The sequence below is a fragment of the Streptomyces sp. NBC_01450 genome (genome assembly GCF_036227505.1).
Classification (GTDB): Bacteria; Actinomycetota; Actinomycetes; order Streptomycetales; family Streptomycetaceae; genus Streptomyces.
Genome location: NZ_CP109480.1, coordinates 7,443,827 through 7,469,391, shown reverse-complemented (window position 1 = coordinate 7,469,391; position 25,565 = coordinate 7,443,827). Strand labels below are relative to the sequence as shown.

Annotated in this window: 20 protein-coding genes; 2 read left to right on the top strand and 18 right to left on the bottom strand. The window is 70.4% G+C overall.

Annotation, left to right across the window (positions count from 1 at the left end):
• The 3 genes from nadD to OG568_RS33200 all read right to left on the bottom strand — a co-directional run bounded on the left by nadD (position 1) and on the right by OG568_RS33200 (position 1,300).
• Positions 1 to 624, bottom strand: coding sequence for a nicotinate-nucleotide adenylyltransferase (gene nadD / locus OG568_RS33210; protein ID WP_054231970.1), 624 nt, complete (start codon positions 622 to 624; stop codon positions 1 to 3).
• A 200-nt stretch (positions 625 to 824) separates the two neighbouring features.
• Entirely contained in the window at positions 825 to 986 is a 162-nt protein-coding gene (locus tag OG568_RS33205; RefSeq protein WP_095854717.1) for a hypothetical protein, read from the bottom strand.
• A 155-nt stretch (positions 987 to 1,141) separates the two neighbouring features.
• Positions 1,142 to 1,300 carry a hypothetical protein gene (locus tag OG568_RS33200; RefSeq protein WP_168508649.1) on the bottom strand — a complete coding sequence of 53 codons (159 nt, stop codon included), beginning with the start codon at positions 1,298 to 1,300 and terminating at the stop codon, positions 1,142 to 1,144.
• A gap of 103 nt (positions 1,301 to 1,403) precedes the next feature.
• Between OG568_RS33200 and OG568_RS33195 the strand changes: the two genes are divergently transcribed.
• Entirely contained in the window at positions 1,404 to 2,534 is a 1,131-nt protein-coding gene (locus tag OG568_RS33195) for a M48 family metallopeptidase (RefSeq protein ID WP_329534204.1), read from the top strand.
• A 52-nt stretch (positions 2,535 to 2,586) separates the two neighbouring features.
• Here the strand turns inward: OG568_RS33195 and OG568_RS33190 are convergent, their stop codons facing one another.
• From OG568_RS33190 to proB, 5 genes are all read right to left on the bottom strand, one after another.
• Positions 2,587 to 3,654 (bottom strand): SCO2583 family membrane protein, encoded by a 1,068-nt coding sequence (locus tag OG568_RS33190; RefSeq protein WP_329534203.1) that lies wholly within the window; start codon positions 3,652 to 3,654, stop codon positions 2,587 to 2,589.
• 147 nt (positions 3,655 to 3,801) lie between these two features.
• Positions 3,802 to 4,431 (bottom strand): SCO2584 family spore wall biosynthesis protein, encoded by a 630-nt coding sequence (locus tag OG568_RS33185; protein ID WP_443075293.1) that lies wholly within the window; start codon positions 4,429 to 4,431, stop codon positions 3,802 to 3,804.
• Positions 4,432 to 4,609: 178 nt separating this feature from the next.
• Entirely contained in the window at positions 4,610 to 5,896 is a 1,287-nt protein-coding gene (locus OG568_RS33180; protein ID WP_329534202.1) for a glutamate-5-semialdehyde dehydrogenase, read from the bottom strand.
• A 61-nt stretch (positions 5,897 to 5,957) separates the two neighbouring features.
• The gene (locus OG568_RS33175; protein ID WP_266413987.1) at positions 5,958 to 6,446 is read right to left on the bottom strand and encodes a hypothetical protein; all 489 of its coding nucleotides are present in this window, start codon (positions 6,444 to 6,446) and stop codon (positions 5,958 to 5,960) included.
• A 205-nt stretch (positions 6,447 to 6,651) separates the two neighbouring features.
• Positions 6,652 to 7,758, bottom strand: coding sequence for a glutamate 5-kinase (gene proB / locus OG568_RS33170; protein WP_329536527.1), 1,107 nt, complete (start codon positions 7,756 to 7,758; stop codon positions 6,652 to 6,654).
• Between the two features lie 280 nt (positions 7,759 to 8,038).
• On the opposite strand from proB, the gene OG568_RS33165 reads away from it, so the two are divergent.
• Positions 8,039 to 9,436, top strand: coding sequence for a polysaccharide pyruvyl transferase family protein (locus OG568_RS33165; protein WP_329534201.1), 1,398 nt, complete (start codon positions 8,039 to 8,041; stop codon positions 9,434 to 9,436).
• Positions 9,437 to 9,559: 123 nt separating this feature from the next.
• On the opposite strand, the gene OG568_RS33160 is transcribed toward OG568_RS33165, so the two are convergent.
• From OG568_RS33160 to OG568_RS33115, 10 genes are all read right to left on the bottom strand, one after another.
• Positions 9,560 to 10,765 carry a glycosyltransferase family 2 protein gene (locus OG568_RS33160; protein ID WP_266582447.1) on the bottom strand — a complete coding sequence of 402 codons (1,206 nt, stop codon included), beginning with the start codon at positions 10,763 to 10,765 and terminating at the stop codon, positions 9,560 to 9,562.
• A gap of 194 nt (positions 10,766 to 10,959) precedes the next feature.
• A complete protein-coding gene (locus OG568_RS33155; RefSeq protein WP_329534200.1) occupies positions 10,960 to 13,062 on the bottom strand; it encodes a hypothetical protein in 2,103 nt (700 codons plus the stop codon).
• Positions 13,063 to 13,236: 174 nt separating this feature from the next.
• Complete coding sequence (locus OG568_RS33150; RefSeq protein WP_329534199.1) at positions 13,237 to 14,736, bottom strand: bifunctional cytidylyltransferase/SDR family oxidoreductase; 1,500 nt, start codon at positions 14,734 to 14,736, stop codon at positions 13,237 to 13,239.
• 193 nt (positions 14,737 to 14,929) lie between these two features.
• Entirely contained in the window at positions 14,930 to 16,144 is a 1,215-nt protein-coding gene (locus OG568_RS33145; protein ID WP_329534198.1) for a hypothetical protein, read from the bottom strand.
• 89 nt (positions 16,145 to 16,233) lie between these two features.
• The gene (locus OG568_RS33140) at positions 16,234 to 17,784 is read right to left on the bottom strand and encodes an alkaline phosphatase D family protein (protein ID WP_329534197.1); all 1,551 of its coding nucleotides are present in this window, start codon (positions 17,782 to 17,784) and stop codon (positions 16,234 to 16,236) included.
• A 250-nt stretch (positions 17,785 to 18,034) separates the two neighbouring features.
• A complete protein-coding gene (gene obgE / locus OG568_RS33135; protein ID WP_266413978.1) occupies positions 18,035 to 19,471 on the bottom strand; it encodes a GTPase ObgE in 1,437 nt (478 codons plus the stop codon).
• Between the two features lie 132 nt (positions 19,472 to 19,603).
• Positions 19,604 to 19,858 (bottom strand): 50S ribosomal protein L27, encoded by a 255-nt coding sequence (rpmA, locus tag OG568_RS33130; protein ID WP_028802588.1) that lies wholly within the window; start codon positions 19,856 to 19,858, stop codon positions 19,604 to 19,606.
• A 14-nt stretch (positions 19,859 to 19,872) separates the two neighbouring features.
• Positions 19,873 to 20,193: a 50S ribosomal protein L21 gene (gene rplU / locus OG568_RS33125; RefSeq protein ID WP_006374708.1), complete on the bottom strand. Its 321-nt coding sequence runs from the start codon at positions 20,191 to 20,193 to the stop codon at positions 19,873 to 19,875.
• 251 nt (positions 20,194 to 20,444) lie between these two features.
• Complete coding sequence (locus OG568_RS33120; RefSeq protein WP_329534196.1) at positions 20,445 to 24,512, bottom strand: Rne/Rng family ribonuclease; 4,068 nt, start codon at positions 24,510 to 24,512, stop codon at positions 20,445 to 20,447.
• Positions 24,513 to 24,773: 261 nt separating this feature from the next.
• Positions 24,774 to 25,550: a TIGR03936 family radical SAM-associated protein gene (locus tag OG568_RS33115; protein WP_266413969.1), complete on the bottom strand. Its 777-nt coding sequence runs from the start codon at positions 25,548 to 25,550 to the stop codon at positions 24,774 to 24,776.
• Between the last annotated feature and the right edge of the window lie 15 nt (positions 25,551 to 25,565).

The window sequence follows — 25,565 nt, the reverse complement described above, 5'->3', positions numbered from 1 at the left end:
TCACTCGCCGCGGTACAGCTCACGCTTGTCGATGTAGCGCACCACACCGTCCGGCACCAGATACCAGACGGGGTCGCCCTTGGCGACTCTCGCACGGCAGTCTGTGGAGGAGATGGCCAGCGCGGGAACCTCGACCAGCGAAACGCCGCCCTCGGGCAGGCCCGGGTCGGTCAGGGTGTGACCGGGCCGGGTGACACCGATGAAGTGCGCGAGGGAGAACAGCTCCTCCGCGTACCGCCAGGTGAGGATCTGACCGAGCGCGTCGGCACCGGTGATGAAGAAGAGGTCGGTGTCGGGGTTGAGGGCGCGCAGGTCGCGCAGGGTGTCCGTGGTGTAGGTCGGGCCGCCGCGGTCGATGTCGATGCGGCTCACCGAGAACTGCGGGTTCTCGGCGGTGGCGATGACCGTCATCAGATAGCGGTCCTCGGCCGGGGAGACCTTGCGGTCGGACTTCTGCCACGGCTGCCCGGTCGGCACGAACACCACCTCGTCGAGGTGGAACTGCGCGGCGACCTCACTGGCCGCCACGAGGTGCCCGTGGTGGATCGGGTCGAAGGTTCCGCCCATGACGCCGAGGCGGCGCTTGCCCGGATTCGAGGGGCCGTTCCCTGGACCGGTCGTCAGCCGGCTCGCCCCGCCTGTGACCGGGCCGCCGAGCGCGTCACCCGCGGCGCCGCCGACGGCGCCGCTCTCCGTGTCACTCGCCGGACCGGTAGGCATGTCCTGCTCTCCCATGCGTGCAGACCCTACCGGCCCGGTCGACGGGCTCCGCCCGACAGGGGTCCCCGGGACGGCTACGAACTGCTCCGAACGGCTGAAAAGGCTCAGCGGTCGCGGTTGAAGCGCGTGGTGATCCACAGCAGCAGGAGCAGCACGAACAGCGCGCCACCGCCGGTCAGGAACGGATTGAGGCTCTCGTGGTTACCACCCTGCTCGCCCTCGGCGGCAACGGTGACCAACTGTGCGGCGGTGCTGTGGAAGCTCATCTCGGCAGGACCTATCCGGTGTGGGCGGGATAAAGACGTCGGCCCATCGTATGCGGGGGTCTCGGTCGCGATCACGCCGACTCCGCCGTCGGGGACGCCGGTTGCTCCTGCCTCCCCGGCCGGAGCACGCCTCAATCGTCCCGCATGTACCCGCCTCAATCGTCCCGCTTGTACCCGCGCAGCAGGAACCAGGCGGTGAGGCCCACCCCGATGATCATCACAATCAGCACGACACGGAGCAGATTGCCCGGGCCCTGCTTGTCTGCCGCGCTCGCGGCCTCGGTGAGCCAGGCGGCTGCGGGGATGTGCTCCATGGCGTTGGACTCCTTCTCTGTACTGCCCGTCCACGGTATATCCGCCTAGGCTGGGCCGTGCCTTGGGGGCGCATAGGGCACTCAGACGCACATGGGGGAACACATGTCCGACAACGGCCACCAGCAGAACGGGCACGAGAACGTGCCGAGCAGGCAGCGCAGGCGTTTCGAGGGGATCTCCTCGCGCACCTACGAACACCCGGCGGACCGCTCGGCCCTGGTGGCCCTGCGCAGGCTCAGCGGCTTCGACACGGTCTTCAAGGCCCTGAGCGGCCTGCTCCCCGAGCGCAGCCTTCGGCTGCTGTTCCTGTCCGACTCGGTGCGCGTCTCGGACGCCCAGTTCGCGCACCTCAACGTCATGCTGCGGGACGCCTGCCACATCCTGGACCTGGAGAAGGTCCCGCCGATGTACGTCACCCAGGACCCGCAGCCGAACGCGATGTGCATCGGCCTGGACGAGCCGATCATCGTCGTCACGACCGGGCTCGTCGAGCTGCTGGACGAGGAGGAGATGCGGGCCGTCGTCGGGCACGAGGTCGGCCACGCGCTGTCCGGCCACGCCGTCTACCGCACGATCCTGCTCTTCCTGACCAATCTGGCGCTGCGGGTGGCCTGGATCCCGCTGGGCAACATCGCGATCATGGCGATCGTGACCGCGCTGCGCGAGTGGTTCCGCAAGTCGGAGCTGTCGGCCGACCGGGCGGGCCTGCTCGTCGGACAGGACCTGAAGGCCTCGATGCGCGGCCTGATGAAGCTCGCGGGAGGCAATCACCTGCACGAGATGAACGTGGACGCGTTCCTCGAGCAGGCCGAGGAGTACGAGGCCGGGGGCGACCTGCGCGACTCCGTGCTCAAGATCCTCAACACCCTCCCCCGCACGCACCCCTTCACCACCGTGCGCGCCGCCGAGCTGAAGAAGTGGGCCGAGTCCCGCGACTACCAACGGATCATGGACGGTCACTATCCGCGGCGCACCGAGGACAAGGAAACCTCGGTCTCGGACTCCTTCCGGCAGTCGGCGGCGAGCTACGCCACCGACGTCAAGAACTCCAAGGACCCGCTGATGAAGCTGGTCAGCGACATCGCCGGGGGCGCGGGTGACCTCGGCGGGCGGGTGCGGCGCGGGTTCGGGGGCTTCGCGAGCGGCGCCCCGAAGGACCAGACCACCCCGAATGACCAGACCACGCCGAAGGACCAGCCGCCCCACGACAGCACCCCCGAGGACAACGACTGACACGCACGGAAGCGCACGGAAGCCGGGGACGCGACGGTCACGGTCGGACGACTCAGACCTTCGGCTGCGCGCTCGCCGCCAGTGAACCGCACAGCGCCGTCGCGCTGCCCGTCGCGTACGGGTCGGTGCCGGCCGGGCCACCCGCCTTCGCCGTCTGTCCCGCGAGCAGCGGGTTCAGATGGTTCACCGAGTCCTCGGAGCAGGCGAGCGGTCCGGCCTGGACGTAGGAGACGACCAGCTCGGCCTGGTGCATGCGCAGATCGTCGCGGTCGAAGCGGAACTGCAGCTCGCGCCGGACGGTGAACAGCGAGGCCTTCGCCTTGGCGTCCGAACCGGTCGGCTTCAGGGCGTACACGAAAGTGTGGTCGGCGACGACCTCAAGGGTGCTGGAGTCGAACTCGGCGGCCTGAAGGGTGCCCTGCACCCTGATCCTGGAGTCGGCGAGCTGGGCGCGGGTGGGGTCGAAGCGGACCAGCCAGCCCGTGGGCGCGTGCCGTCCGTCGGCGGCCGGGTGGTCGAAGCTCTGGTCGAACTGGTCGAGCTGCTGTGGGGCGAGCAGGATCCGTACGGGCCGGTTGGTGGCGCCCCTGAGCACCTCCGGATCGAGCGAGGACTTCACCAGGTAGTCCTTGGCGGTGGTCAGGGCGGCCACGACCTGGCTGTCGGAGAAGTGCGCGGTGCGCCGGTAGGCGGGCAGCGCGATGCCGTCGGCGCCGACGCCGAACTGGGCGGCCGGGCTGTGCGCGTACAGTTCCTCGGCGCTCGTGGCCCCGGGCACGGCGGCCTGGGGCGCGAGGGGTATGACGGTCATCCGCAGAGGTTCGGGGGGCTGGGCGACCGGGGTCTGGTACGGGTGCCGTACGCCCATGTAGATCGCGGTGCCGAAGGCGACGGCGATCAGCAGGACCAGGATGAGTGCCTGCCGGGGCAGACCGCGCTGGAGGGTGGGGCGGCGGCGTACGGCCGGGGCGTGGTCGGCCATCCGCTCCTGCGCCGAGAACTCCTGGAGGCGGGCAGCACGGACGAACGACTCGTCGAAGACGACGGATCGGTATTCGTCCTCTCCACCAGCGGGAGCGCCCTCGGGTGTCCCCTCAGGTGGGTCTCCAGGCCCGCCCATACCTTCAGAGTAGGTCTCCGGGAGCTCAGGTAAACGCCGTGGTACACGACAACTTCTGACAGGTTCTCACCAGGATCGCCAGGGACCGTCGGGATCGCCAGGATGTTCGAAAGACCGTCGGAGGCGGCGCGGCTGCCGCCCCCCGGGTCAGGGCGTTCGGGGAACCGCCGACACGGCGGGCTGGGAGTAGTCGGCCGAGGCGGAGGGGCCGGTGACGGTGCCGGTGATCTTGTCCTGGCCTTGTTCGAGGCCGGTCGAGGCGGGTGGCGGGACTTGGTCCTGGCGGCCCGATGAGGCGCCCCGGTAGACCGCCGTGAAGGCCAGGGCGACCATGCCCACGCCCATCACGAGGGCGAGCACCCAGGCGACGGGGCGGTGCCAGCGGGCCTGCTTCCCGTAGGCCCTGCCGTATCTGCCGTACGGGCCCGGCACTCCGTAGCGGCCTTCGAGGACCTCGGTGTCGTCGAGGTCGTCCAGGTCCGGATCATGGCCGTAGTCACCAGGGCCGTCGGGCCCGAACCCGTCGTCGTAGCGCTCGTCGTCGCCGCGGGCACCCCGGGAGTGCGCCCGGCGCGCCTCGGCCTCTGAGGCCTCCGCGCGGGCCTGCGCGGCTGCTAGGAGGCGTTCGACGGCGGTCGGCTCATGGATCACCGCCGCACGTACGAAGTCCTCGTCGAAGACCACGGAGGCGAACTCTTCGTCCGCACCCCCGCGGTCGCGGTCGTCGTCGGGCTCCCAGCCGTCAGGGAACGGCGTGCCCCCCACGTCCTCCGGCACGGATCCAGAGTAGACCTGGGGGGTCATTTTGGGCAGACGGTATGGAAATTCATCCGCCTGACGAGACGCGCCTCACGCGGAACGCGGGCCGCGCACCGCCCGCCGCGCGCCCCCTGACCGGCCCCGGCGCCTCCCTGACACCCCGGCGCCGGATGCGCCCGGCACTTCTCCCGGTGCCTCAGCGCCGGATGTGTCCGTCGCCCGTGACGATGTACTTGGTGCTCGTCAGCTCCGGCAGCCCCATCGGCCCCCGCGCGTGCAGCTTCTGCGTGGAGATGCCGATCTCGGCGCCGAAGCCGAACTGGCCGCCGTCGGTGAAGCGGGTCGAGGCGTTCACGGCGACCGTGGTGGAGTCCACCAACTGGGTGAAACGGCGGGCGGCCTGCTGCGAGGTGGTGACGATGGCCTCGGTGTGGCCGGAGGTCCACAGCCGGATGTGTTCGACGGCCCGGTCGAGCGAGTCGACGACGGCGGCGGCGATGTCGTACGAGAGGTACTCGGTCTCCCAGTCCTCGGGCGTGGCCTCGACGACGGTGGCCCTGGAGTCCTTGGCGTAGGCGAGGACGCGCTCGTCGGCGTGCACGGTGACCCCGGCGTCCGCGAGGGCGTCCAGGGCGCGCGGCAGGAAGACGGGGGCGATGTCCTGGTGCACGAGGAGCGTCTCGGCGGAGTTGCAGACACTGGGCCGCTGCGCCTTGGAGTTGATCAGGATGTCGATCGCCATGTCGAGGTCGGCGTTCGCGTCGACGTACACGTGGCAGTTGCCGGTGCCGGTCTCGATGACGGGGACGGTGGACTCCTGGACGACCGTGCGGATCAGCGAGGCACCGCCACGTGGGATGAGGACGTCGACCAGACCGCGGGCGCGCATCAGCTCGCGCACCGACTCACGGCTGTCGCCGGGCACCAGCTGGACGGCGTCGGCGGGCAGTCCGGCGCCGCCCACCGCGTCGCGCAGGACCCGGACCAGGGCGGTGTTCGACTCGAAGGCCGAGGAGGAGCCGCGCAGCAGGACGGCGTTGCCGGACTTCAGGCAGAGGGCGGCGGCGTCGACCGTGACGTTCGGGCGGGCCTCGTAGATGATCCCTACGACGCCGAGCGGGACGCGGACCTGGCGCAGGTCGATGCCGTTGGGGAGGGTCGAGCCGCGCACGACCTCGCCGACCGGGTCGGGCAGCGAGACGACGTCCCGTACGTCCGAGGCGATGGCACGCACGCGCTCGGGCGTGAGCGTCAGCCGGTCGATGACGGTCTCGCTGGTGCCGGCCTCACGGGCGCGCGCGATGTCCTTGGCGTTGGCCGCGATGATCTCGCTCGTACGGACCTCCAGCGCGTCCGCGATCGCGAGCAGCGCGTCGTCCTTCTCGGCCCGCGGCAGGGGCGCGAGGTCGGCGGCGGCGGCCTTGGCGCGGTAGGCGGCCTGGGTGACCGGGGACATCGAGTCGTACGGCGAGAGCGTGGTCATATCGGAAGCGTAGTGCGCCGGACGGACCCGTTCAGCGGTTGTCCCACACCCCGAGACAGGGTCAAAAGGGATGGACTCCGACCGGAGTGGCCGGGAGGGGTCCATACCCCTCCGCGATGCGCTGGTGGTACGTCTCGCGGTCGATGACCTCCAGGCCGACGATCTCCCAGGGCGGAAGCTTGGCGGTCTGACGGTGCTCACCCCACAGGCGCAGGGCGACGGCCGCCGCGTCGTGCAGGTCGCGGGCCTCTTCCCAGTAGCGGATCTCCGCGTGGTCGTTGGCGTACCGGCTGGTGAGCAGGAAGGGGTGGTCGTGAGCGAGCTGTTCGAGGGCGCGCCTGACCTCCTTCAGCGGGGCCTCGCCACCCGAGACGCTCAGCGTGACGTGCCACAGCCGGGGCTGGTCGGCGGGCTTCTCGCCCTCGTAGGTGTCACCGGCCGCGACGCTCGTCAGGGCCCGCTCCTCGCCCGCCGCGCGGGAAGCCGGACCACCCACTCGGGAGGCGGCACCGCCGCGGGACGCCGCCGCCCCAGGGCGTACTCGTCTCACGACGGCCTCCTTTTCACAATGGTCCGTGATGACCCGTAATGGTCAGCAACCGTCATACTGCAACGGGGCATCCCCGCAACAAAGTTGAGCAGGTGGGGAGCCGTCGTGTGGCGCTTTTACACAACGTCCTCCGGCGGGGGCCTCGGAATCGGCCTTTTACGGGTGTACTGGACAGCTGTTTCGTAGGTGGTGCGGAACAGGCGTCTTACGGATGCAGGAGCACGAGGTCGTCCCTGTGTACGACCTCGCGTTCGTACGCCGGGCCCAGCTCACGGGCCAGCTCGCGGGTCGAGCGCCCGATGAGCTGGGGGATCTCCTTGGCGTCGAAATTCACCAGGCCCCGTGCGACCGCCCGCCCCGTACCGTCGCGCAGTTCGACGGGGTCACCCGCGGTGAAGTCGCCCTCGACGGCCGCGATGCCCGCCGGCAGCAGCGAGGTGCGCCGGTCGACGACGGCGCGCACGGCCCCGTCGTCCAGGACGAGCGCGCCCTGCGGGGTCGAGGCGTGCTGCAGCCACAGCAGCCGGTCGGCGGAGCGCTTGCCGGTGGGGTGGAAGTACGTGCCGGTGTCCCCGCCCGCGAGGGCCTCGGCGGCATGCACGGCGGAGGTGAGTACGACGGGGATGCCCGCGGCCGCCGCGATCCGGGCCGCCTCGACCTTGGTGACCATGCCACCGGTGCCGACCCCCGCCTTGCCCGCGCTGCCGATGTCGACGTGCGCGAGGTCCTGCGGCGCGCGGACCTCCGCTATCCGCGAGGTGCCCGGCTTGCTGGGGTCGCCGTCGTAGACGCCGTCCACGTCGGAGAGCAGGACCAGCAGGTCGGCGCGTACCAGGTGGGCGACGAGCGCGGCGAGCCGGTCGTTGTCGCCGAAGCGGATCTCGTCCGTGGCGACGGTGTCGTTCTCGTTGACGACCGGCAGGGCGCCCATCGCGAGGAGCTTGTCCAGGGTGCGGGCGGCGTTGCGGTGGTGGGCGCGGCGGCTGGTGTCGTCGGAGGTGAGGAGCACCTGCCCGACACGGACGCCGTGGCGGGCGCAGGAGGCGGTGTAGCGGGCGACCAGGAGGCCCTGGCCGACGCTCGCGGCGGCCTGCTGCCGGGCCAGGTCCTTGGGGCGGCGGTGCAGCCCGAGCGGGGCGAGGCCGGCCGCGATGGCGCCGGACGAGACGAGGACGATCTCCTTCTCGCCACCGCTGCGGTGCTTGGCGAGGACGTCGACGAGCGCGTCCACGCGGTCCGCGTCGAGACCGCCCGTGGCCGTGGTCAGCGACGAGGAACCCACCTTGACGACGATCCTGTGGGCCTCGGCCACGGCCTGCCTCGCCCCTGCCACCTGGCCTGCCATGTGCCCAGTCACCTGCCCTGCCACCTGCGGTGTGTCCCCTCGCGTCGGTCCCGCCCGGCAATCTACGCGAAAGGGCGGGGATGGCGCCCGCCGGTCCAGTACGCGGACGGCACCCGGCCCTCTTGATCACCGGTGCGTAGCCACTCGCTCACGTCCCGCGTATGCAAAAAAGGTTGTGCGGGTTCCTCATAGAACTTAAATATGGCGCAAAGATAAATTGACCAACGTGGCATCTAATGTTCATCCGGTGAAGCGCATACTCCTGAGATCAGGGAAAAGCCCGTACGACGTCGTCCCTGTGGAGCAGGCTCTCCATCAGGACGTCATCGCCACCAACGCGGGAAACCTGATCTTCAGCGACGCCGCGCACAAAATCCTCGAGACGCCCCGCGCCGAGGTCGTGTCGAACGGCATCCGTACCAACGTCGCCGCCGCGGGCCGCATCAACGAGGAGTACGACGCCTTCGTCGTTCCGCTGGCCAACGCGTTCCGGCCCTCGTTCGAGCCCCAGCTCAGGCGGCTGACGCAGCTCATCAGCAAGTTGAAGATCCCGGTGGTCGTGCCGGGCATCGGCGCGCAGACCGGTCTGGACTACAACCCGGCCAGGCTCAAGCCCATGGAAGGGGCCGTCCGGGAGTTCGTCGGCGCGGTGCTCGAGCGCAGCGCGTCCATCGGGGTGCGCGGCGAGTTCACCGAGCGGTACCTGAAGGACATGGGCTTCCGTGACGTCGAGGTCATCGGCTGCCCGTCCATGTTCATGTACGGCAGGGATCTCGACGTACGCAAGAACGCGCCCGCGCTCGGTCCCGAGTCCCGGATCGCGATCAACGGCTCGCACAGCGCGGTGAAGTCCCAGGGCCTGGACCGGACCATCCGCCGGGCGCACGCCCGCTACCCCCATCTGCGGTTCATCGGACAGAACCTCAGCGACGCCCGCCAGCTGCACTGGCGCGACCTGTCGGATCCGAACGGTTCCGTCACCGCGATGCCCACGCACCCGGATCACCCGATGTACCGCGAGGACAAGGTCCGTGTGTACATCGACCCCGTGACCTGGATCGACGACCTGCGGGACTTCGACTTCTCGTTCGGCTCCCGCATCCACGGCAATATCGCGGCGCTGCTGGCGGGTACGCCCGCCACCGTGCTGTGCGGCGACTCGCGCACCCTGGAGCTGTGCCGCTACTTCGGCATCCCGCACCGCAGGATCAACGCGCTGCCGGAGGACCTCGATCCGGCCGAGCTGTACGCGGAGGCGGACTTCGGCGCGCTGACGGGCGGCCACCGGGAGCGCTTCGACCGCTTCATGGGCTTCCTCGAGCGCAACGGCCTGGAGAACACGTTCACGCACGGCGACGGGGGCGCGGCCCACGAGAAGCGGCTGCGCTCGCTCGCCTTCCCGGCCGGCGTCCGCCCCTGGAACGACGCCGACGTCGCCTCGCTGACCAGCCGGTTCGGCTGGCTCCAGACCCGTATCGGCGAACTGTCCACGGACAACGCGAAGCTCAAGCGCGAACTCGACAAGGCCCGCAAGACCGCTGTGAAGCCGGCGGCCGCGGCGGTGCCGCAGCGCTCCGTCTACCGCATGGCCCGGCGGGCGGTGGGGCGCCCGCTGCGGAAGGCTCTGCAGTCGGGGCGCCAGTAGCCCTCAGCGGCCTTGAGCGGCCTTCATCGCCGGCCTTGGACGGCCTTCATCGGCGGCCTTGAGCCAGGCGGTTCATCGAACGCCCGTTCCGTAACCCTCCGGGTCGCGGAACGGGCGTCTTCGTCAGCCCGCGCGGCGTGGTCCGAGGACCTTGCGCGCCATCTTCCGGGCGGTGCGCATGCCCGGGAAGTGGGCGGCGGGGGCGAACTTGAAGCTCTCGATGGTGACCGTCTCGCGGGAGGTCGGGATGAACCAGCCGTCAGGGAGCGGCGCCGCCTTGTCCCGGAAGTGCGGGTAGGCGAGGTAGGCCTTGCGGCTGCGCGGGTCCACGTGGAGGGTGGGCGCCTTCTTCTTCTTGATGAAGTCCAGGACGTCCACCAGCAGGTCGCCGCGGCCCTGACCGGCGAGGTTCACCCGGAGCCGCTCGTTGACCTTGAGGCGGTTCGCGACCCCCTCGGTCCAGTGCGCGTCGATCAGCGGCTTGGCCAGCGCGAGCTTGTTCTGTCTGACCTCCTCGTCGTCTCGGAGGAAGACGGGGCCGAACTGCGGCAGCAGCGTGACGAGGAAGGGGCGGACCATCAGGCCGTCGCGGCGCTTGCCCGCGGGCACGTGCTCGGCGATCAGGCCCATCAGGGCGCGGGCGGAGTCGAAGCGCAGGGTGTAGCTGCCGCTCTTGGTGACGTGCTTCCCGTCGTCGCGGCCGACCAGGTAGTAGCAGTCGTAGTCGGCGACCACCGAGACACCGTCGGCGCGGAGGTAGGCCTCCATGGTGAAGAGGGCGTCCTCGCCGGTCTTCAGCGACTCGTCGAAGTGCATGTCGTGCCGGGTGAGCAGCTCGCGCCGAAAGAGCTTCTGCGCGCTGAGCGTGAACTTGATCTGTGAGGAGAAGACGTCCGTGCGGGGCTGGTTCTTGCCCCACATCGACTTGGGGGCGTTGCGGTTGACGCCGATGACCTTGCCGAGGACGACGTCCGTGCCGTGCTCGTCGGCCATGGCGACCATGCGCTCCAGGGCCTCGGGGCCGAAGTAGTCGTCGGCGTCGAGGAAGAAGACGTACCGGCCGCGGGCCTTGTCGAGGCCGACGTTGCGCGGACCGCTGGGGCCGCCCGAGTTGGCCTGCCGGATCACCGTGACGGCCATGGCCGCACGCTCCGCGAATTCTTCGAGGTACTCGCCGGTGCCGTCCTTCGACCCGTCGTCGACGGCGATGACCTCGATACGAGCGGGGTCGAGCGTCTGGGCCTCGACCGACTCCAGGCACTTGACCAGGTAGGGCATGGCCTCGTACGCCCCGATGATCACGCTCACATCAGGCTGCGTCACGGTCACGTTTCTCCATTGTCATCCGAACATTTCCCCCGTATCAGCTCAAGGGCTACCTCAAAGACGGTTGAAAGCACGAAGAGGTTGCCTGACCGGGCCTCACATGTGACGCGGTTCACAGGTTTACCGGGAACGGGACAGGGCCCGGTCCCGAGGACGTTCCTCGGGACCGGGCCCTGTCACTGGTACGGCGAAGTGGTTCAGCCCTTGACGGCCGCGCCGCCCGTCTCGTCCGCCGAGGCCTTCCGCTGACCGGGAACTCCGTTCGCGAGCTCCACGGCGGCGGCCGACGCACCGCTCTCCTGGCCGAGGTTGCGCGCCAGGGACTTCTTCGCGAGGTCGCGCACCGCGGTGTTGAACTGGTCGATCGACGCCGGCTCGTCGGGACCGAGCAGGTACTCCTTCAGCTCCCGGCGGTCGGTGGCCAGCGCGTCCGAGGACGGGTCGGTGACCTCGGCGAGCAGCTCGCCCAGCTCGCTCGCCGAGTTCGACAGGATCACGGCGGCACGCACCGCGGTGTTCTGCCGCTTGAACTCCTCGTCGCCCAGCTCCGCGGAGTCCGTGACCGCGTACGGCTTGCCGCTCGCGATGAAGTCGGAGACCACGGACGAGATGTCGGAGACCATCGCGTCGGAGACGTTGAAGCAGTCGTACAGGCGCGGCTCCGCGCCCGTGATGACCCGGTGCTCCCAGCTGCCGAAGGAGCGCCAGTAGGCGTCGTTCCACTCGGCGCGCAGCCGGGCGACCTCGGCGTGCGCCGCCGTGTCGACCAGTCCGTCACGGGTGGCCTCGGCCTCGTCGCCGCTCTCGGTGACGCCGGTCAGCTTCTCGATGCGGGCCCCGAGACGGGCCAGCTCGGCCTTGGCCGCGGACTGGGCCGCCGCGTCGACGGTGAAGCGCGGGTCGGCGGCGCGCTCGGCGGCCGCCTTCTCGACCAGCGCGACGATCTTCTCGTGCGCGGTCTTGGCCTGCGGGCTGCGGGTGCCGGTGAACGGGTGCGGCTTGTAGAGGACGCGGACGGGCTGCTCGGCCTTCAGCAGCGCGCGCACGATGTTGGCGCCCGCCAGCAGGATCGAGGTGTTGCCCGGGTTGTCGTCCCAGCCCTCCCAGGTGGGGGCGTACAGGACGGTGGGGATACGTCCCTCGGGCACGCCCTGCCAGGTCTGGATCGGGGCGAGCTGCGGGCGGCCGACCTCCGCTATGTCGTCGTCGCGGACACCGACGTCGGCGATGGCGTAGCGGTCGCGGCCCGCGCGGCCGGCGGTCCACACCTCGTCGTACGCCTTGCTGAACGGGTTGACGCTGGCCAGCTTGTCGCTGTCGCCGTGACCGATGAAGACGTGCTTCATGGTCGGCACGCGCAGCATGTGGATGTTCTTGCCGACGTTCGCCGCGTACAGCGCGACGCGCACCGTGGACAGGTCCATGTTCATCAGGTGCACCCCTCCGGGCACGCAGATGACCGGCACGGTGGTGGGTGCCATGCGCTCCAGGATGGCGCGCTCGCGCAGGATGATGAGCGGCCGGGTGTCCAGCTGCTCCATCGTCTCCAGCCACATGTTGACCTGGTACGCCGAGTCCTTGGAGCCGGAGAAGTACAGCACCGTCTCCGGGCGGTACTCGCGCAGCCAGCCGTCGACCGCCGCCAGGACCGTGTCCGCGTTCGGCGGGGTCTTCTTGCCGCGGATGTACGGGACGAGGGCGACGACGTAGACGAACGCCAGCACCAGCGTGGCCGCGATGCCCACGAAGCCGTACACGTCGGAGTCGGTGGCGCCGGTGACGAGGACGCCGACGACCGCCACCAGGTCGAGGTGGAGCATCTTCTCGGCGGCCCGGTTCACCAGGCCGCGCGGCGGCGCGTCCGGGATACGGATGCGCGAGGCCAGGTCGACGTTGCGGGTGGCGACGGGCATCTTGCGGCGCGACCGGATCAGGGTGATCAGCGCGCTGTGCGGGGCCTGGAAGCCGTAGAACGCGAGGAAGCACGCGATCGCCGCGTAGAAGACCATGCTGTCGGTCAGGTCGAGACGCGCCAGCAGCAGGACCAGCAGCAGCTGTCGGATCAGGAACCTGATGGACAGACCGGCGCGCACCTTGCTGAGGCGGTTGACCAGATAGCTGCCGCGCCGGTGCAGATAGTGGTCCGCCAGGTACGTCACGGCGGCCGCGGCGGCGAAGGCACCGACGCTCGGGAGGAGCGCGGCCAGCATCAGGCAGGGGAAGCCCAGCATCATGAGGGCCGCCGCGGCCAACTCGGCCGCACTGCCCACCCGGGCAACGCGTATAGCGGTGGATATCACGGAGAAACCTGCTCTTGAGGGGTATGTGCCGGTTTTGTTACTGCTTGATCGACGAAAAGGGCCTTGCGGGCGATCGCGGACAATGCGGGAATTTTACGGACTCAGGCCTCTGTGAATACGCGGCAAACGCGCAGACTCAGAGGCCTGAATTCCAAGAAAACTAATTGGCGTTAATTATGCCACGCCGTCCTGACGATCCAGCACGCTGGCCAGCGCCGCTTCGAATCCGGAGGCCCGCCCGGCGCCGGCGGTCGGGTCCTGCTGGCGTACGTCGATGACGTGACCGGTCATCTCGGAGAGGAGGACGTCGAGCGAGGTACGCGCGACCGCCTCGGAGGAGAGCAGCGAGCCCGCGGGCTCCTGGCCGAAGGCCTTGGTGCGCATCGGCGTCGCGGTGCGCTCGGGATTGATGCAGTTCACGCGGATGCCGTCGCCGGCCCACTCGTCGGACAGCGCCTGGGTGAGGTTCACCATGGCGGCCTTGGTGGAGGAGTAGAGGCTGTACTCGGCGCGGCCGCGGGTGTAGCTGCTGGAGGTGTAGAGCAGCAGCTGGCCGTTGGTCTCGGCGAGGTACTTGTAGGCGGAGCGGGCGATCTGCACCGGGGCCAGGTAGTTGACCTTCAGCGCTTCCTCGATCGTCGCGTTGTCCGTCTCCGCGAGCTTGCCTATGCGCAGCACCCCGGCGGTGTTGATGACGTAGTCGATGCGCCCGGTCTCGGCGTACGCCGAGGACAGCGCGTCGTCGACCTCCTCCGGGTTCTCGACGTGGGTGCCGGTGGTCGAGCGGCCGAGCGCGTAGGTCTTCGCGCCGTAGCCCTCGGCGAGTTCGGCTATGTCCTTGCCGATGCCGTACGAACCGCCGAAGACCACCACCGTCTTGCCGGTGAGCAGCTCTCGGTAGGCGGCCTCGTCGGCCTGCTCGGGGGCGGCGGTGGAGGCCAGCTGGAAGAGCTTGTCGGCGATGAAGACATCGACGGGCTGGGTGACCTTCATGTTGTACTCGTCGCCCGCGACGACGTGGATCGGCACGTCCGGCAGGTACTTGAGGACGACCGAGCAGTCGTCGGTGGCCTGGAAGTTGGGGTCGCCGGCCGCGACCTCGTAGGCGCGGCGGATCGTGGACAGCTTGAACGCCTGGGGCGTCTGGCCGCGGCGCAGCCGGGAGCGGTCCGGGATCTCGGTGATGAACTCGCCGTCCTCGCCGTGGGTGCGGGTCACGATGATCGTGTCCGCGGAGGGGATGGCGACGTCGACGGCCTGGTAACGCCCCAGGGCCGTGACGCAGTCGTCTATGACGCGCTCGGACAGCAGCGGGCGCACGGCGTCGTGGAAGAGGACGTTGGCGTCCTCGCCCTCGGCCAGACCCTCGCCGAGGGCGGCGATCGCGCGCTCGGTGGTCTCGTTCCGCGTCGAGCCGCCCTCGATCACCTTGGTGACCTTCTTCAGCCCCGCCTTCGCGACGATCTTCTCGACGTCCGGCACATAGCCGGGAGCCATCAGCACGATGATGTCGTCGATCGATTCGGCCTGTTCGAAGGTGGTCAGCGTGTGCTCGATGACCGCCTTGCCTGCGATCTTCAGCAGCTGCTTCGGAATCGACAGACCCACGCGCTGACCGGTGCCGCCGGCCAGGATCACTGCGGTGGTACGGGGTTTGGCAAAGTGCTCAGACACAGGTGACCTACCTTGGGGCGACAGGGAACTTTGGGATGCTCCCACTTTCTGTTACTGCCATGCAAGGTGAGCGCCCTCTGCTGCATATGTGCGCGCAACCGGCTATTCACCTTGCATGCAGGTGACTTCCGAGACCCCGAACCGTATTGTCCGGATTTGCTGTGAGTAACTGCACACGTTTTACGTACGCTCTTCACGCCCGCTTCAGACGCTTGATGACCCGGTGACCGAGGACCCGGACGAGTTCCTTCGACGAGGTCTGGTGGACCGAGCGCACAGAGACGGGATGCGTGGGCGTCGCGGCCGCCACGGCGAGCGCCCCGTACAGCGCGTGGGCCGCCACCTCCGGGTCGATCCGCGGCGGCTCCGCCTCCCCGGCACTCCCGACGCTGGGTACAGCGGACAGCGACGCCGGGTCACCGAGTACGCGTACGCCCATGACGGCTATCCGCTCGGCCATCTCCGCGCCGATACCGGCGGCCGCCTCCAGCGCCCAGCGGGGCGTGGTGATCCGCGCGTCGCCCGGAGCGGGGCGGCAGGTGTTCTTCATATGCATGACGGCGCCGTTGCGCACCATCTTGGAATAGACCTCGTCGGGCAGCCCATTGCCGCGGAACTCCATATTGAGTTTCCGCAGCATTTCGGTCTCGGCGAGCGTGAGCGAGCGATTGGCCGTGTCCGGCACCGGCTGAAGGAGACCGTCGGGCAGACCGAGGAGGGATTCGAAGGTGCGCATCAGACCATCGCGGTCGCGGTCGTCGACCACCACGACGGTGACGTTCTCGGCGCCGGCGACCCGCACCCAGCGCTCGACGAGCCGGTCGTGGCGGTGGCGGCGCCAGAAACTCGGATTGGGCTTCTCGTACGGAGCCTTGCGCAGCATGTGCTCGAGCCAGTCCTCGTAGCCCATGCGCAGACCGTTCTGCACGTACTGCTGCCACTGCGAGGGCATGATCTTCGCCAGCGGCCGCAGGGTGACCAGGACATGAACCTGATCCCGGCCGAGGCCGTCGACGATCCGGGCGATGGACTCGTCGTCGGGCGCGTCGGCGAAGAACTCGCTGCTGACCACCGAGGTGCGCCTGCCGGTGGCGTGCACCGCGTCGACGAGCCGCTTCCAGTGGCCCTCGGTGGGCTTGGTGTCCCCCATCATCCCCGGGCGGGCGCAGACCGCGAGGGCGGCTTCCATCGGGTGCCTGCTGTGGGCCGGGAAGTCGACGCCGTGGCCGGCCATCGCGTCCTTCGCGGCGAACAGGGCGCCCTGGATCGACGTGGTCCCGGTCTTGTGCGGGCCGATGTGCAGCAGCCGGGTGCCGGGGGGCAGCGGCGCGGGGGCGCCCTTCGGCGCGGTGCCGCCGGCCTCCGCCTCAGGGGCCGCCGAGTCGTGATGCGTACAGTCGCTCTCCATGGTCAAAGGACGTTAAATCTCTTACCTGAGCCTTACCTGAGAATGTCCTGGGACCCACATGAGTCCCAGGAGTCCCAGAACAGCTCTGCTCAGAGCAGGCGTACGCCCGGCTTCCCCGCCTCGACCCGCAGCCGGGCGAGCGTGCCGGACGCGGCGTCCGGCCGCAGCACGGTCTCCGGGGCGCGCACGGTGGCGTCGATGCCGTCGCGCCGGATGTCGAAGAGGTGGTAGCCGCGGTGGGCGTCGATGAACTTCCAGTGCGGGTTGTCCGGCATCCGCGGGTCCCACTCATCGTGGAAGGCCACCTGGTCCTGGTCGCCGCCGCTGGAGATGGAGGTCCCGACGAACTCGGCGCCGACGACGTCGGACTCCGGGTCGGCGAAGTCCTTCTTGAGGTCGCTGACCATGGTGAGGTGGCGGTCGCCGGTCAGCACGACGGGGTTGCGTACGGCGGCCAACTCCCCCATGAGCGCGTTGCGTTCGGCCTGGTAGCCGTCCCAGGCGTCGTAGAACCAGAGCTTGCCGGGGCCGATCTGCAGATCGGTCTCGGCCATCATGATCTGCGAGGCGATCAGGTTCCAGCGGGTCGGTGAGTGGCGCAGCCCGCGCAGCAGCCAGGCCTTCTGCTCGACGCCGAGCATGGTCGTCGAGGGGTCCTCGGCGCCCGCCTGGGTGGTCGCCTGGTCGCTGCGGAACTGCCGGGTGTCCAGGACGTTCAGCCGGGCCAGCCGGCCGAAGTCGAGCCGCCGGTACATCCGGATGTGCGGACCGTTCGGCACCGCGGTCGCCCGGACCGGCATGTGCTCGTAGTACGCCTGGTAGGCGGCGGTCAGCCGGGCCACGAACGCGTCGTGCGACTGCTTGGCCGGGTCCTGCGGGATCTCCCCGGCGAAGTCGTTGTCGACCTCGTGGTCGTCGAAGGTGACCACCCAGGGCGCGGCGGCGTGCATCGCCATGAGGTGCGGGTCGGTGCGGTACTGCGCGTAACGGTTGCGGTACTGGACCAGGGTGTACGGCTCCCCGCCGCCCTCGTGCCGGCGGACGGCCGTCGCCGCCGGCGCGGACTCGTAGATGTAGTCACCGACGAAGAGCACGAAGTCGGGGTCCTGGGCGAGCATGTCGGCGTACGGGGTGAAGTAGCCGTTCTGCCAGTTCTGGCAGGAGGCGAGCGCGACGCGCAGCGGGCCGCCCGAGCTGCGGGGGTGCGGGGCGGTGCGGGTGCGGCCGGTCGGCGAGAGCTGGCCGTCGACGCGGAAGCGGTACCAGTACGCGCGGCCCGGGCGCAGTCCGCGGACGTCGACGTGGACGCTGTGCCCGTACTCGGGCAGCGCCTGCGCGAGGCCCCTGCGCACCGGCTTCCTGAAGCGGGAGTCCTCGGCGATCTCCCACTGCACCGGTACCGCGCGGTCGGGCATGCCGCCGCCGTTCAGCGGGTCGGGGGCGAGCCTGGTCCACAGCACGACGGCGTCCGGCAGCGGGTCGCCGGAGGCGACGCCGAGCGTGAACACCCCGTCGGGGAGCTGGGGTTCGGCGGCGCGAGCGGTGCCCGACAGCCACAACTGGCTGGTCGCGGCGGCGCCCAGGGCCGCCGCGCCGGCGGTGAGAAAGCGGCGTCGATCGCGCGAGACGGTTCCGGTCATGGGTGAACTCCCCTGCGTCGGTGGCCCCTTGGACATCGGGAGGCTCACATGGCGCAGTGGCCCGCTCGCTGAACGGAGTTCATCAAGGGCATGACAAACAAACGAAGGGCGCCCCTCCCTGCCGGGGGGCGGCGCCCCCCGGCCCCTCAAAAGATCGCGCGGTTCCCCGCGCCCCTAAAACGCGCAGTTCCCCGCGCCCCCAAGAAGGGGCGCGGGGAACTGTGCGAGCAACTCGCGGCCGAGCGTCGGCCTAGAACGGCTCGAAGTCGTCGTACTCCTTGTCCGCGTCGTCCCGCTCCGCCTGCTTGTCGCGGCGGCGCTGCGCGGCGGGCCGCGGGACATCGAGGCGGTGGTCCTCGCCACGGCGGCCGAGCATCTCCGCACCGGCCATGACGGTGGGCTCCCAGTCGAAGACGACCGCGTTCTCCTCGGGACCGATGGCGACGCCGTCGCCCGAGCGGGCACCCGCCTTCATCAGCTCCGCCTCGACGCCGAGGCGGTTGAGTCGGTCGGCGAGGTAGCCGACGGCCTCGTCGTTGTTGAAGTCGGTCTGGCGGACCCAGCGTTCGGGCTTCTCGCCGCGCACGCGGTAGAGGCCGTCCTCCTCCTGGACCACGGTGAAGCCGGCGTCGTCGACCGCCTTGGGGCGGATGACGATCCGGGTCGCCTCCTCCTTGGGCCTCGCGGCACGCGCCGTGCCGACCAGCTCGGCGAGGGCGAAGGACAGCTCCTTCAGGCCCATGTGCGCGACCGCCGACACCTCGAAGACGCGGTAGCCGCGGCCCTCCAGGTCGGGGCGGACCATCTCGGCGAGGTCCTTGCCGTCGGGCACGTCGATCTTGTTGAGGACGACGATGCGCGGACGGTTGCCGAGGCCGCCGTACTGCTTCAGCTCTTCCTCGATGATGTCGAGGTCGGTGACCGGGTCACGCTCGGACTCCAGGGTCGCCGTGTCCAGCACATGGACCAGCACGCTGCAGCGCTCGACGTGGCGGAGGAACTCGAGACCGAGACCCTTGCCCTGGCTGGCGCCGGGGATGAGGCCGGGCACGTCCGCGATCGTGTAGACCGTCTCGCCCGCCGTCACCACACCCAGGTTGGGGACGAGGGTCGTGAAGGGGTAGTCCGCGATCTTCGGCTTGGCGGCCGACAGGACGGAGATGAGGGACGACTTGCCGGCGCTCGGGTAGCCGACGAGGGCCACGTCCGCGACGGTCTTCAGCTCCAGGACGATGTCCTGGAAGTCGCCGGGGACGCCGAGCAGCGCGAAGCCGGGCGCCTTGCGGCGGGCCGAGGCCAGCGCCGCGTTGCCGAGGCCACCGCGACCGCCCTGCGCGGCGACGTACGACGTGCCGTGGCCGACGAGGTCCGCGAGGACGTTGCCCGCCCCGTCGAGCACGACCGTGCCGTCCGGCACCGGCAGGATCAGGTCCTGCCCGTCCTTGCCGGAGCGGTTGCCGCCCTCGCCGGGCTTGCCGTTGGTGGCGCTGCGGTGCGGCTTGTGGTGGTAGTCGAGCAGCGTGGTGACGGACTGGTCGACGACCAGCATCACGTCACCGCCCCGGCCGCCGTTGCCACCGTCCGGGCCGCCGAGCGGCTTGAACTTCTCCCGGTGTACGGAGGCACAGCCGTGGCCTCCGCTACCCGCGGCGACGTGCAGCTCGACGCGGTCCACGAAGGTGGTCATGGGATGTGCCTCCAGTTACGTACGAAAGTCCTGCACAGCCCTGTATGCCACAGAGCCGCTTCTCTATAGAACACGCGAAAGGCGGACCCGCTTCCCGTACGGGAAGTGAGGTCCGCCTCGCGAAAGAACCGGTCAGGCGACCGGAACGATGTTCACGACCTTGCGGCCACGGTGGGTACCGAACTCCACCGCACCGGCGTCAAGGGCGAACAGCGTGTCGTCCTTGCCACGGCCGACGCCGTTGCCCGGGTGGAAGTGGGTACCGCGCTGGCGGACCAGGATCTCACCGGCGTTGACGACCTGACCGCCGAAGCGCTTCACGCCGAGCCGCTGAGCATTGGAGTCGCGACCGTTCCGAGTGGACGATGCGCCCTTCTTGTGTGCCATCTCTCCTCAGTCCCTTACTTCGCAGCCGCGGGGATCTCAGTGACCTTGATCGCCGTGTACTGCTGGCGGTGGCCCTGACGACGGCGGTAACCGGTCTTGTTCTTGTAGCGAAGGATGTCGATCTTGACGCCCTTGTGGTGGTCCACGATCTCGGCCTGGACCTTGATGCCGGCAAGGACCCACGGGTCGCTGGTCACGGCGTCGCCGTCGACAACGAGCAGGGTCGAGAGCTCGACCGTGTCGCCAACCTTGGCAGTGGAAATCTTGTCAACCTCAACGATGTCGCCGACAGCAACCTTGTGCTGCCGACCACCGCTGCGCACGATGGCGTACACGCGGATCTCTCTCTCGCTCGGAACGGAACCCCGCAGTCCAGCCACGCGCTGCGCGAGCGGCCTCTCCCGAAGCGCACGGCACGCGAACACGCATGACACGCGGAATTCCGGGAGGAAGAGGTTTACGGGGGTGCGGCGCGTCAGGGGACACGCCGACGGTCTAGGTTACGGGGCCCGGCTTGAGGGGTCAAACCGGGCCTCGCGGGGGCGGAGGGGACCGAATTCCGTCGGTCCCCTCCGCCCGTTGCGCGTCAGTCCTCGGTGGTCGCCGACACCGTGGGACGGTCCTGCTGCTCGGCCGCCGCGGTCTTCTTCGCGGTCGTCTTCTTCGCGGCGGTCGCCTTCTTGGCCGTGGCCTTCTTGGCGACCGTCTTCTTGGCCGCCGTCTTCTTGGTGGCGGCCTTCTTCGCCGTCGCCTTCTTGGCCGTCTTGCGGGCGGCCGTCTTCTTGGCCGGAGCCGCGGCCTCGGTGTCGGCCTCCGCCTCGGCCTCGGGCGCCGTCTCGGGCGCCTCAGGGGCCTCGACCGGCTCAGCCGCGGCCGACGGGACGACCACGACGGCCGCCTCCTCGGACGCGGTGGGCGCGGTGGTCTTGCGGACGGCGCGGCGACGCGGGCGGGCCGGCGCGGCGCTCTCGGCGGGCGCCTCGACGACCGGCTCGGGCTCTGCTTCGACGACCTCGGCGGCGGCCTCGGACACGGGCGCCGCGACCGGCTCCGTGACCGTCACCGTCACCACGGTCTCTTCCGCCGCCTTCGGGGAACCGGCCGGAGCCGACACCTTGCGCGTCGCACGACGGCGCGTACGGCCCTTGGGAGCGGCCTCGTCCTCGGTCACGGCGGCCACGGGGGCCGGGACGGCCTCGGGCGCCGACGTGACCTCGGGAGCCTCGACGACCGGCGCCTCGACGACCGGGTCCTCGACCGCGACCGGCTCGGACTCGGCGGCCTCGCGGGAGGTCAGAGCCCGCTCGGTCCGCTCGGCCCGCTCCTCACGGCGGCTGCGGGGAGCACGCTCCTCGGCCCTCGGCGCGCCCGCGGGAGCCGACACGCGCCGGGTCGCCCGGCGCCGCGAACGGCCGCCACGGGAAGCCGCGGCCTCCGCCTCGGCGGCGCTGCTGTACAGCTCCTCGTCCGGCTGGAACTCGGCCTCGACCAGCGCGACGGGCGCGGCGACCTCGGCGGCCACCTCGGCCTCGCTCTCGACCGTCTCCGGCTCCTCCGCGATCTCGAGCTCGTGCTCGTGCTCGTGCTCGGGGACCTGCTCGGCACCACCACGGCCGCGCTTCTTGCGCTTGCCGCCGCCTCCGACGGAGGTCGGCTGCTCCATGTGCACGATCACGCCACGGCCGTTGCAGTGGACGCAGGTCTCCGAGAAGGACTCCAGCAGACCCTGTCCGACACGCTTGCGCGTCATCTGGACGAGACCCAGCGAGGTCACCTCGGCCACCTGGTGCTTCGTACGGTCGCGTCCCAGGCACTCCAGGAGGCGCCGCAGCACCAGGTCCCGGTTGGACTCCAGGACCATGTCGATGAAGTCGATGACGACGATGCCGCCCAGGTCGCGCAGCCGCAGCTGGCGCACGATCTCCTCGGCCGCCTCCAGGTTGTTCCTGGTCACGGTCTCTTCGAGGTTGCCGCCCTGACCGGTGAACTTGCCGGTGTTGACGTCGACCACGACCATGGCCTCGGTCTTGTCGATCACCAGCGAACCGCCGCTGGGCAGCCAGACCTTGCGGTCCAGGGCCTTCATCAGCTGCTCGTCGATGCGGTACGTCGCGAAGACGTCGACCTCGGAGGTCCACTTCGAGAGGCGGTCGGACAGGTCGGGCGCGACGTGGGACACGTACCCGTGGATGGTCTCCCACGCCTCGTCGCCGCTGACGATGACCTTGGTGAAGTCCTCGTTGAAGATGTCGCGGACGACCCGGACGGTCATGTCCGGCTCGCCGTACAGCAGGGTCGGAGCGTTGCCGCTCTTCGCCTTCTTCTGGATGTCCTCCCACTGCGCCTGCAGTCGCTCGACGTCGCGGCTCAGCTCGTCCTCGCTCGCGCCCTCGGCGGCGGTGCGCACGATGACGCCCGCGTCCTCGGGGACGATCTTCTTGAGGATGGTCTTCAGGCGCGCGCGCTCGGTGTCGGGCAGCTTGCGGCTGATGCCGGTCATCGAGCCCTCGGGCACGTAGACCAGGTAGCGGCCGGGCAGGGAGACCTGGCTGGTGAGGCGGGCGCCCTTGTGGCCGATCGGGTCCTTGGTGACCTGCACGAGGACCGACTGGCCGGACTTCAGCGCGCTCTCGATGCGGCGCGGCCCGTTGGCCATGCCGAGCGCCTCGAAGTTGACCTCACCGGCGTAGAGCACGGCGTTGCGGCCCTTGCCGATGTCGATGAAGGCGGCCTCCATCGACGGCAGCACGTTCTGGACCTTGCCCAGGTAGACGTTGCCGACGTACGAGGTCGACTGCTCCTTGTTGACGTAGTGCTCGACGAGCACGTTGTCCTCGAGGACGCCGATCTGGGTGCGCTCGCCGCTCTGGCGGACGACCATCACGCGCTCGACGGCCTCACGACGGGCCAGGAACTCGGCCTCGGTGATGATCGGAACGCGACGACGGCCCTGCTCACGCCCTTCACGACGGCGCTGCTTCTTGGCCTCGAGGCGGGTCGAGCCCTTGATGGACTGCACCTCGTCGGACGGGTGCTCGTCCTTCTTGCCGCGCGGCTCGCGGACCTTGACGACAGTGCGCTCGGGGTCGTTCTCGCCGGGCTCGGCCTCGGGGCCGGAGTCACCGGCACGACGGCGACGGCGACGACGGCGACGGCTGCTGCTGGAGCCGGAACCGCCCGGCTCGTCGCGCTCGTCCGCCTCCTCGGCGTCCTCCTCGGCCTGCTCGGCGGTGTCCTCGGCGTCCTGCGCGGCCTGCTCGGCGGCGTACTCGTCGTCACCGGCCTCACCGTCCGCCTCGGCGGACTCGCCACGGCGACGGCGACGGCCACCACGACGGCGACGGCGGCGCGAGCCCGCGGACTCCTCCTCGGACTCCTCACCCTCGATGCCGTCCTCGACGTCCTCGGCGGACTCGGCCGACTCCTCGGGTTCCTCCACCTCGTCGACGGGCTCCGCGGCCACGGGCGCCTCCTCGACGGCCCGGCGACGACGGCGACGGCGTCCGCCGGTCTCCTCCTCGACGGCCACGGGTGCCTCGACGACCTCTTCGGCCTCGGGGGCCTCGGTGGTCTCGGCGGCCACTTCCGCCGCCTCGGCGGCGGCAGCGGCGGCGGCCCGCTCCGGCGTCTGGAACATCGGCTCGGTGAACACGGGCGCCTGGAACACGGCGACGGCGGGACGCGCGGGACGCCGTGCGGACTCGGCCTCCTTCGGCGCGGGAGCGGAGAAACCGACGGCGGCCTTGCGCGTGGCACGGCGGCGGGTACGGCGCGGGGCGCCGTCCTCGGCGGTCTCGGCCTCGGCGGCGGGCTCGGCGGGCTTGCTCTCGCTGGGGCTGGTCTCGCTGGTCACGGGCGCCTCCACACGCTCGTCGGCGGCGTCGCCCTCGGGCGCACCGGCGGGCGCGGAGACGCGCCGGGTGGCGCGACGACGGGTGGTGCGACGAGGTGCGGCGTCCTCGGCGGCGGGGGCCTCTTCGACCTGCGCCTCGACGGGCTCCGTGACGACCTCAGGGGTCTCGGTGGCCGCGGGGGCCTGAGCGGGCTCGGCGGCCTGAGCGGCCTCGGCCGCCTTGGGCGCACCGGTCGGCGCGGAGGCGCGACGGGTCGCACGACGGCGCGGACGGGCGGCGGGGGCCGCTTCCTCGACGACGGGGGCCGTCTCGGTGGCAGGGGCCGCTTCGGCCGCGGGGGCCTCTTCGACCTGGGCCTCGGTCGCGGACTCGGCGGGCGCGGACACCACGGTCTCCGTGGCCTGGGCCGCTTCGCCCGTCACCGGCGCACCGGCGGGCGCGGACACCCGGCGGGTGGCGCGGCGACGCGTACGGCGCGGAGCGGCGTCCTCGGCGGGTTCGACCGGCTCGGCGGCAGCGGCCTGCGCCACCGCCTCCTCCACCGTCCCTTCGGTCTCCGCGGTCGCTTCGGTCTCTTCGGCCTCGATGACCTCGGGCGCCTCGGCAGTGGCAATGGCCTCCGCCGATGCCACCGGCGGTATGGCCGGAGCCGTGGTCTCGGCCACGGCCTGGGACTCGGCCGCGCCCGTGGGCGGGCCGGCCGGGCGCGACGCCGCACGGCGGCGGCGCCGCGGCGGCAGGGTGTCGCTCGGAGTGTTGTTGTTGTCGGAACCCTCAGTGGGTTCGGTCGGCTCGAGCATGCGGGTGGATCTCCCGTCAGGCTCCCGGGCGCCGCGCCTGGTCCGGCAGTGCCGGTGACGTCCGCGGCTCGCGCGATGCGCGGTGCCGCCGTCCGGGGCGCGGGCGCCGCACGGGAGCTCTCTGTGTCCTGTCTCGCCGGTTCCGTACGCCATGTGTGCGTACGGCCTGGCGAAAGTCTTCTGGTCGGTACGCTGCCCGACCCAGGTGGCTCCCGGATCCGAGGGCGGCGCTACGACATCCGTCCTTACGCGGGACCTTCCTTACGCCGACGCCTTCGCGGCGGCAGCTTCGGCGGCCCCTGTGCGATCGGCTGGGGCGGCCATGACTGCCTCGCGGTCGGGCGCGAGCGGGTCGGTCACCGTGCCGGTCTCTTCATCGAACAGCCCCTGCGCCAGCCTGGTCACCGCTGCGGGGACCGGCGGCGCCAGGTCGGCCACGGCGCGAAGACCGGACAGGACGTCGTCGGGTCGTACGGCAGGCGTCACGTGCCGAACAACCAGCCGCAGTATCGCACAGGGCTGGTCGGTCGGCCTATCGGCCTGCGGACTGTGCGCCTCGAGGTCCGCCACAGCACTGCGGGCGTCGAAGGTGCGCATCCCGTTCTTGGTCCTGCGCTGGACTTCCACCGTGTCGGCCGACTTGAAGGCGTCGACCGCGCGCTCCGCGTCCTCGGGGGCCACGCCGTCGAGGCGCAGCTCCCACACGGATGCGGTGAGCCGGTCGGCGAGACCCGAGGTGCGGGCCTCGACCGCGTCGATGACGTCGAGCCCGTCGGGCAGCGACTCGTCGAGGAGCTCGCGCAGCTTCTGAGGGTCACGCGTCTGGGTGAGCGCGATCTCCAGGTACTCCGCCTCGCTGCCCGTGCCGGTGGGTGCGGCATTGGCGTACGACACCTTCGGATGCGGCGTGAACCCCGCCGAGTACGCCATCGGCACCTCGGCACGGCGCAGCGCACGCTCGAAAGCGCGCTGGAAGTCACGGTGGCTGGTGAACCGGAGGCGGCCGCGCTTGGTGTAGCGCAGTCGGATGCGCTGCACCGCGGGTGCGGGCGG

What these genes read in the sequence shown, in the direction of transcription:
- OG568_RS33205 (WP_095854717.1), bottom strand. Translation starts at nt 986, where the DNA reads ATGAGCTTCCACAGCACCGCCGCACAGTTGGTCACCGTTGCCGCCGAG.
- OG568_RS33200 (WP_168508649.1), bottom strand. Translation starts at nt 1,300, where the DNA reads ATGGAGCACATCCCCGCAGCCGCCTGGCTCACCGAGGCCGCGAGCGCG.
- OG568_RS33195 (WP_329534204.1), top strand. Translation starts at nt 1,404, where the DNA reads ATGTCCGACAACGGCCACCAGCAGAACGGGCACGAGAACGTGCCGAGC.
- OG568_RS33190 (WP_329534203.1), bottom strand. Translation starts at nt 3,654, where the DNA reads ATGGGCGGGCCTGGAGACCCACCTGAGGGGACACCCGAGGGCGCTCCC.
- OG568_RS33180 (WP_329534202.1), bottom strand. Translation starts at nt 5,896, where the DNA reads ATGACCACGCTCTCGCCGTACGACTCGATGTCCCCGGTCACCCAGGCC.
- OG568_RS33145 (WP_329534198.1), bottom strand. Translation starts at nt 16,144, where the DNA reads ATGGAGAGCGACTGTACGCATCACGACTCGGCGGCCCCTGAGGCGGAG.
- OG568_RS33140 (WP_329534197.1), bottom strand. Translation starts at nt 17,784, where the DNA reads ATGACCGGAACCGTCTCGCGCGATCGACGCCGCTTTCTCACCGCCGGC.
- obgE (WP_266413978.1), bottom strand. Translation starts at nt 19,471, where the DNA reads ATGACCACCTTCGTGGACCGCGTCGAGCTGCACGTCGCCGCGGGTAGC.
- rpmA (WP_028802588.1), bottom strand. Translation starts at nt 19,858, where the DNA reads ATGGCACACAAGAAGGGCGCATCGTCCACTCGGAACGGTCGCGACTCC.
- OG568_RS33120 (WP_329534196.1), bottom strand. Translation starts at nt 24,512, where the DNA reads ATGCTCGAGCCGACCGAACCCACTGAGGGTTCCGACAACAACAACACT.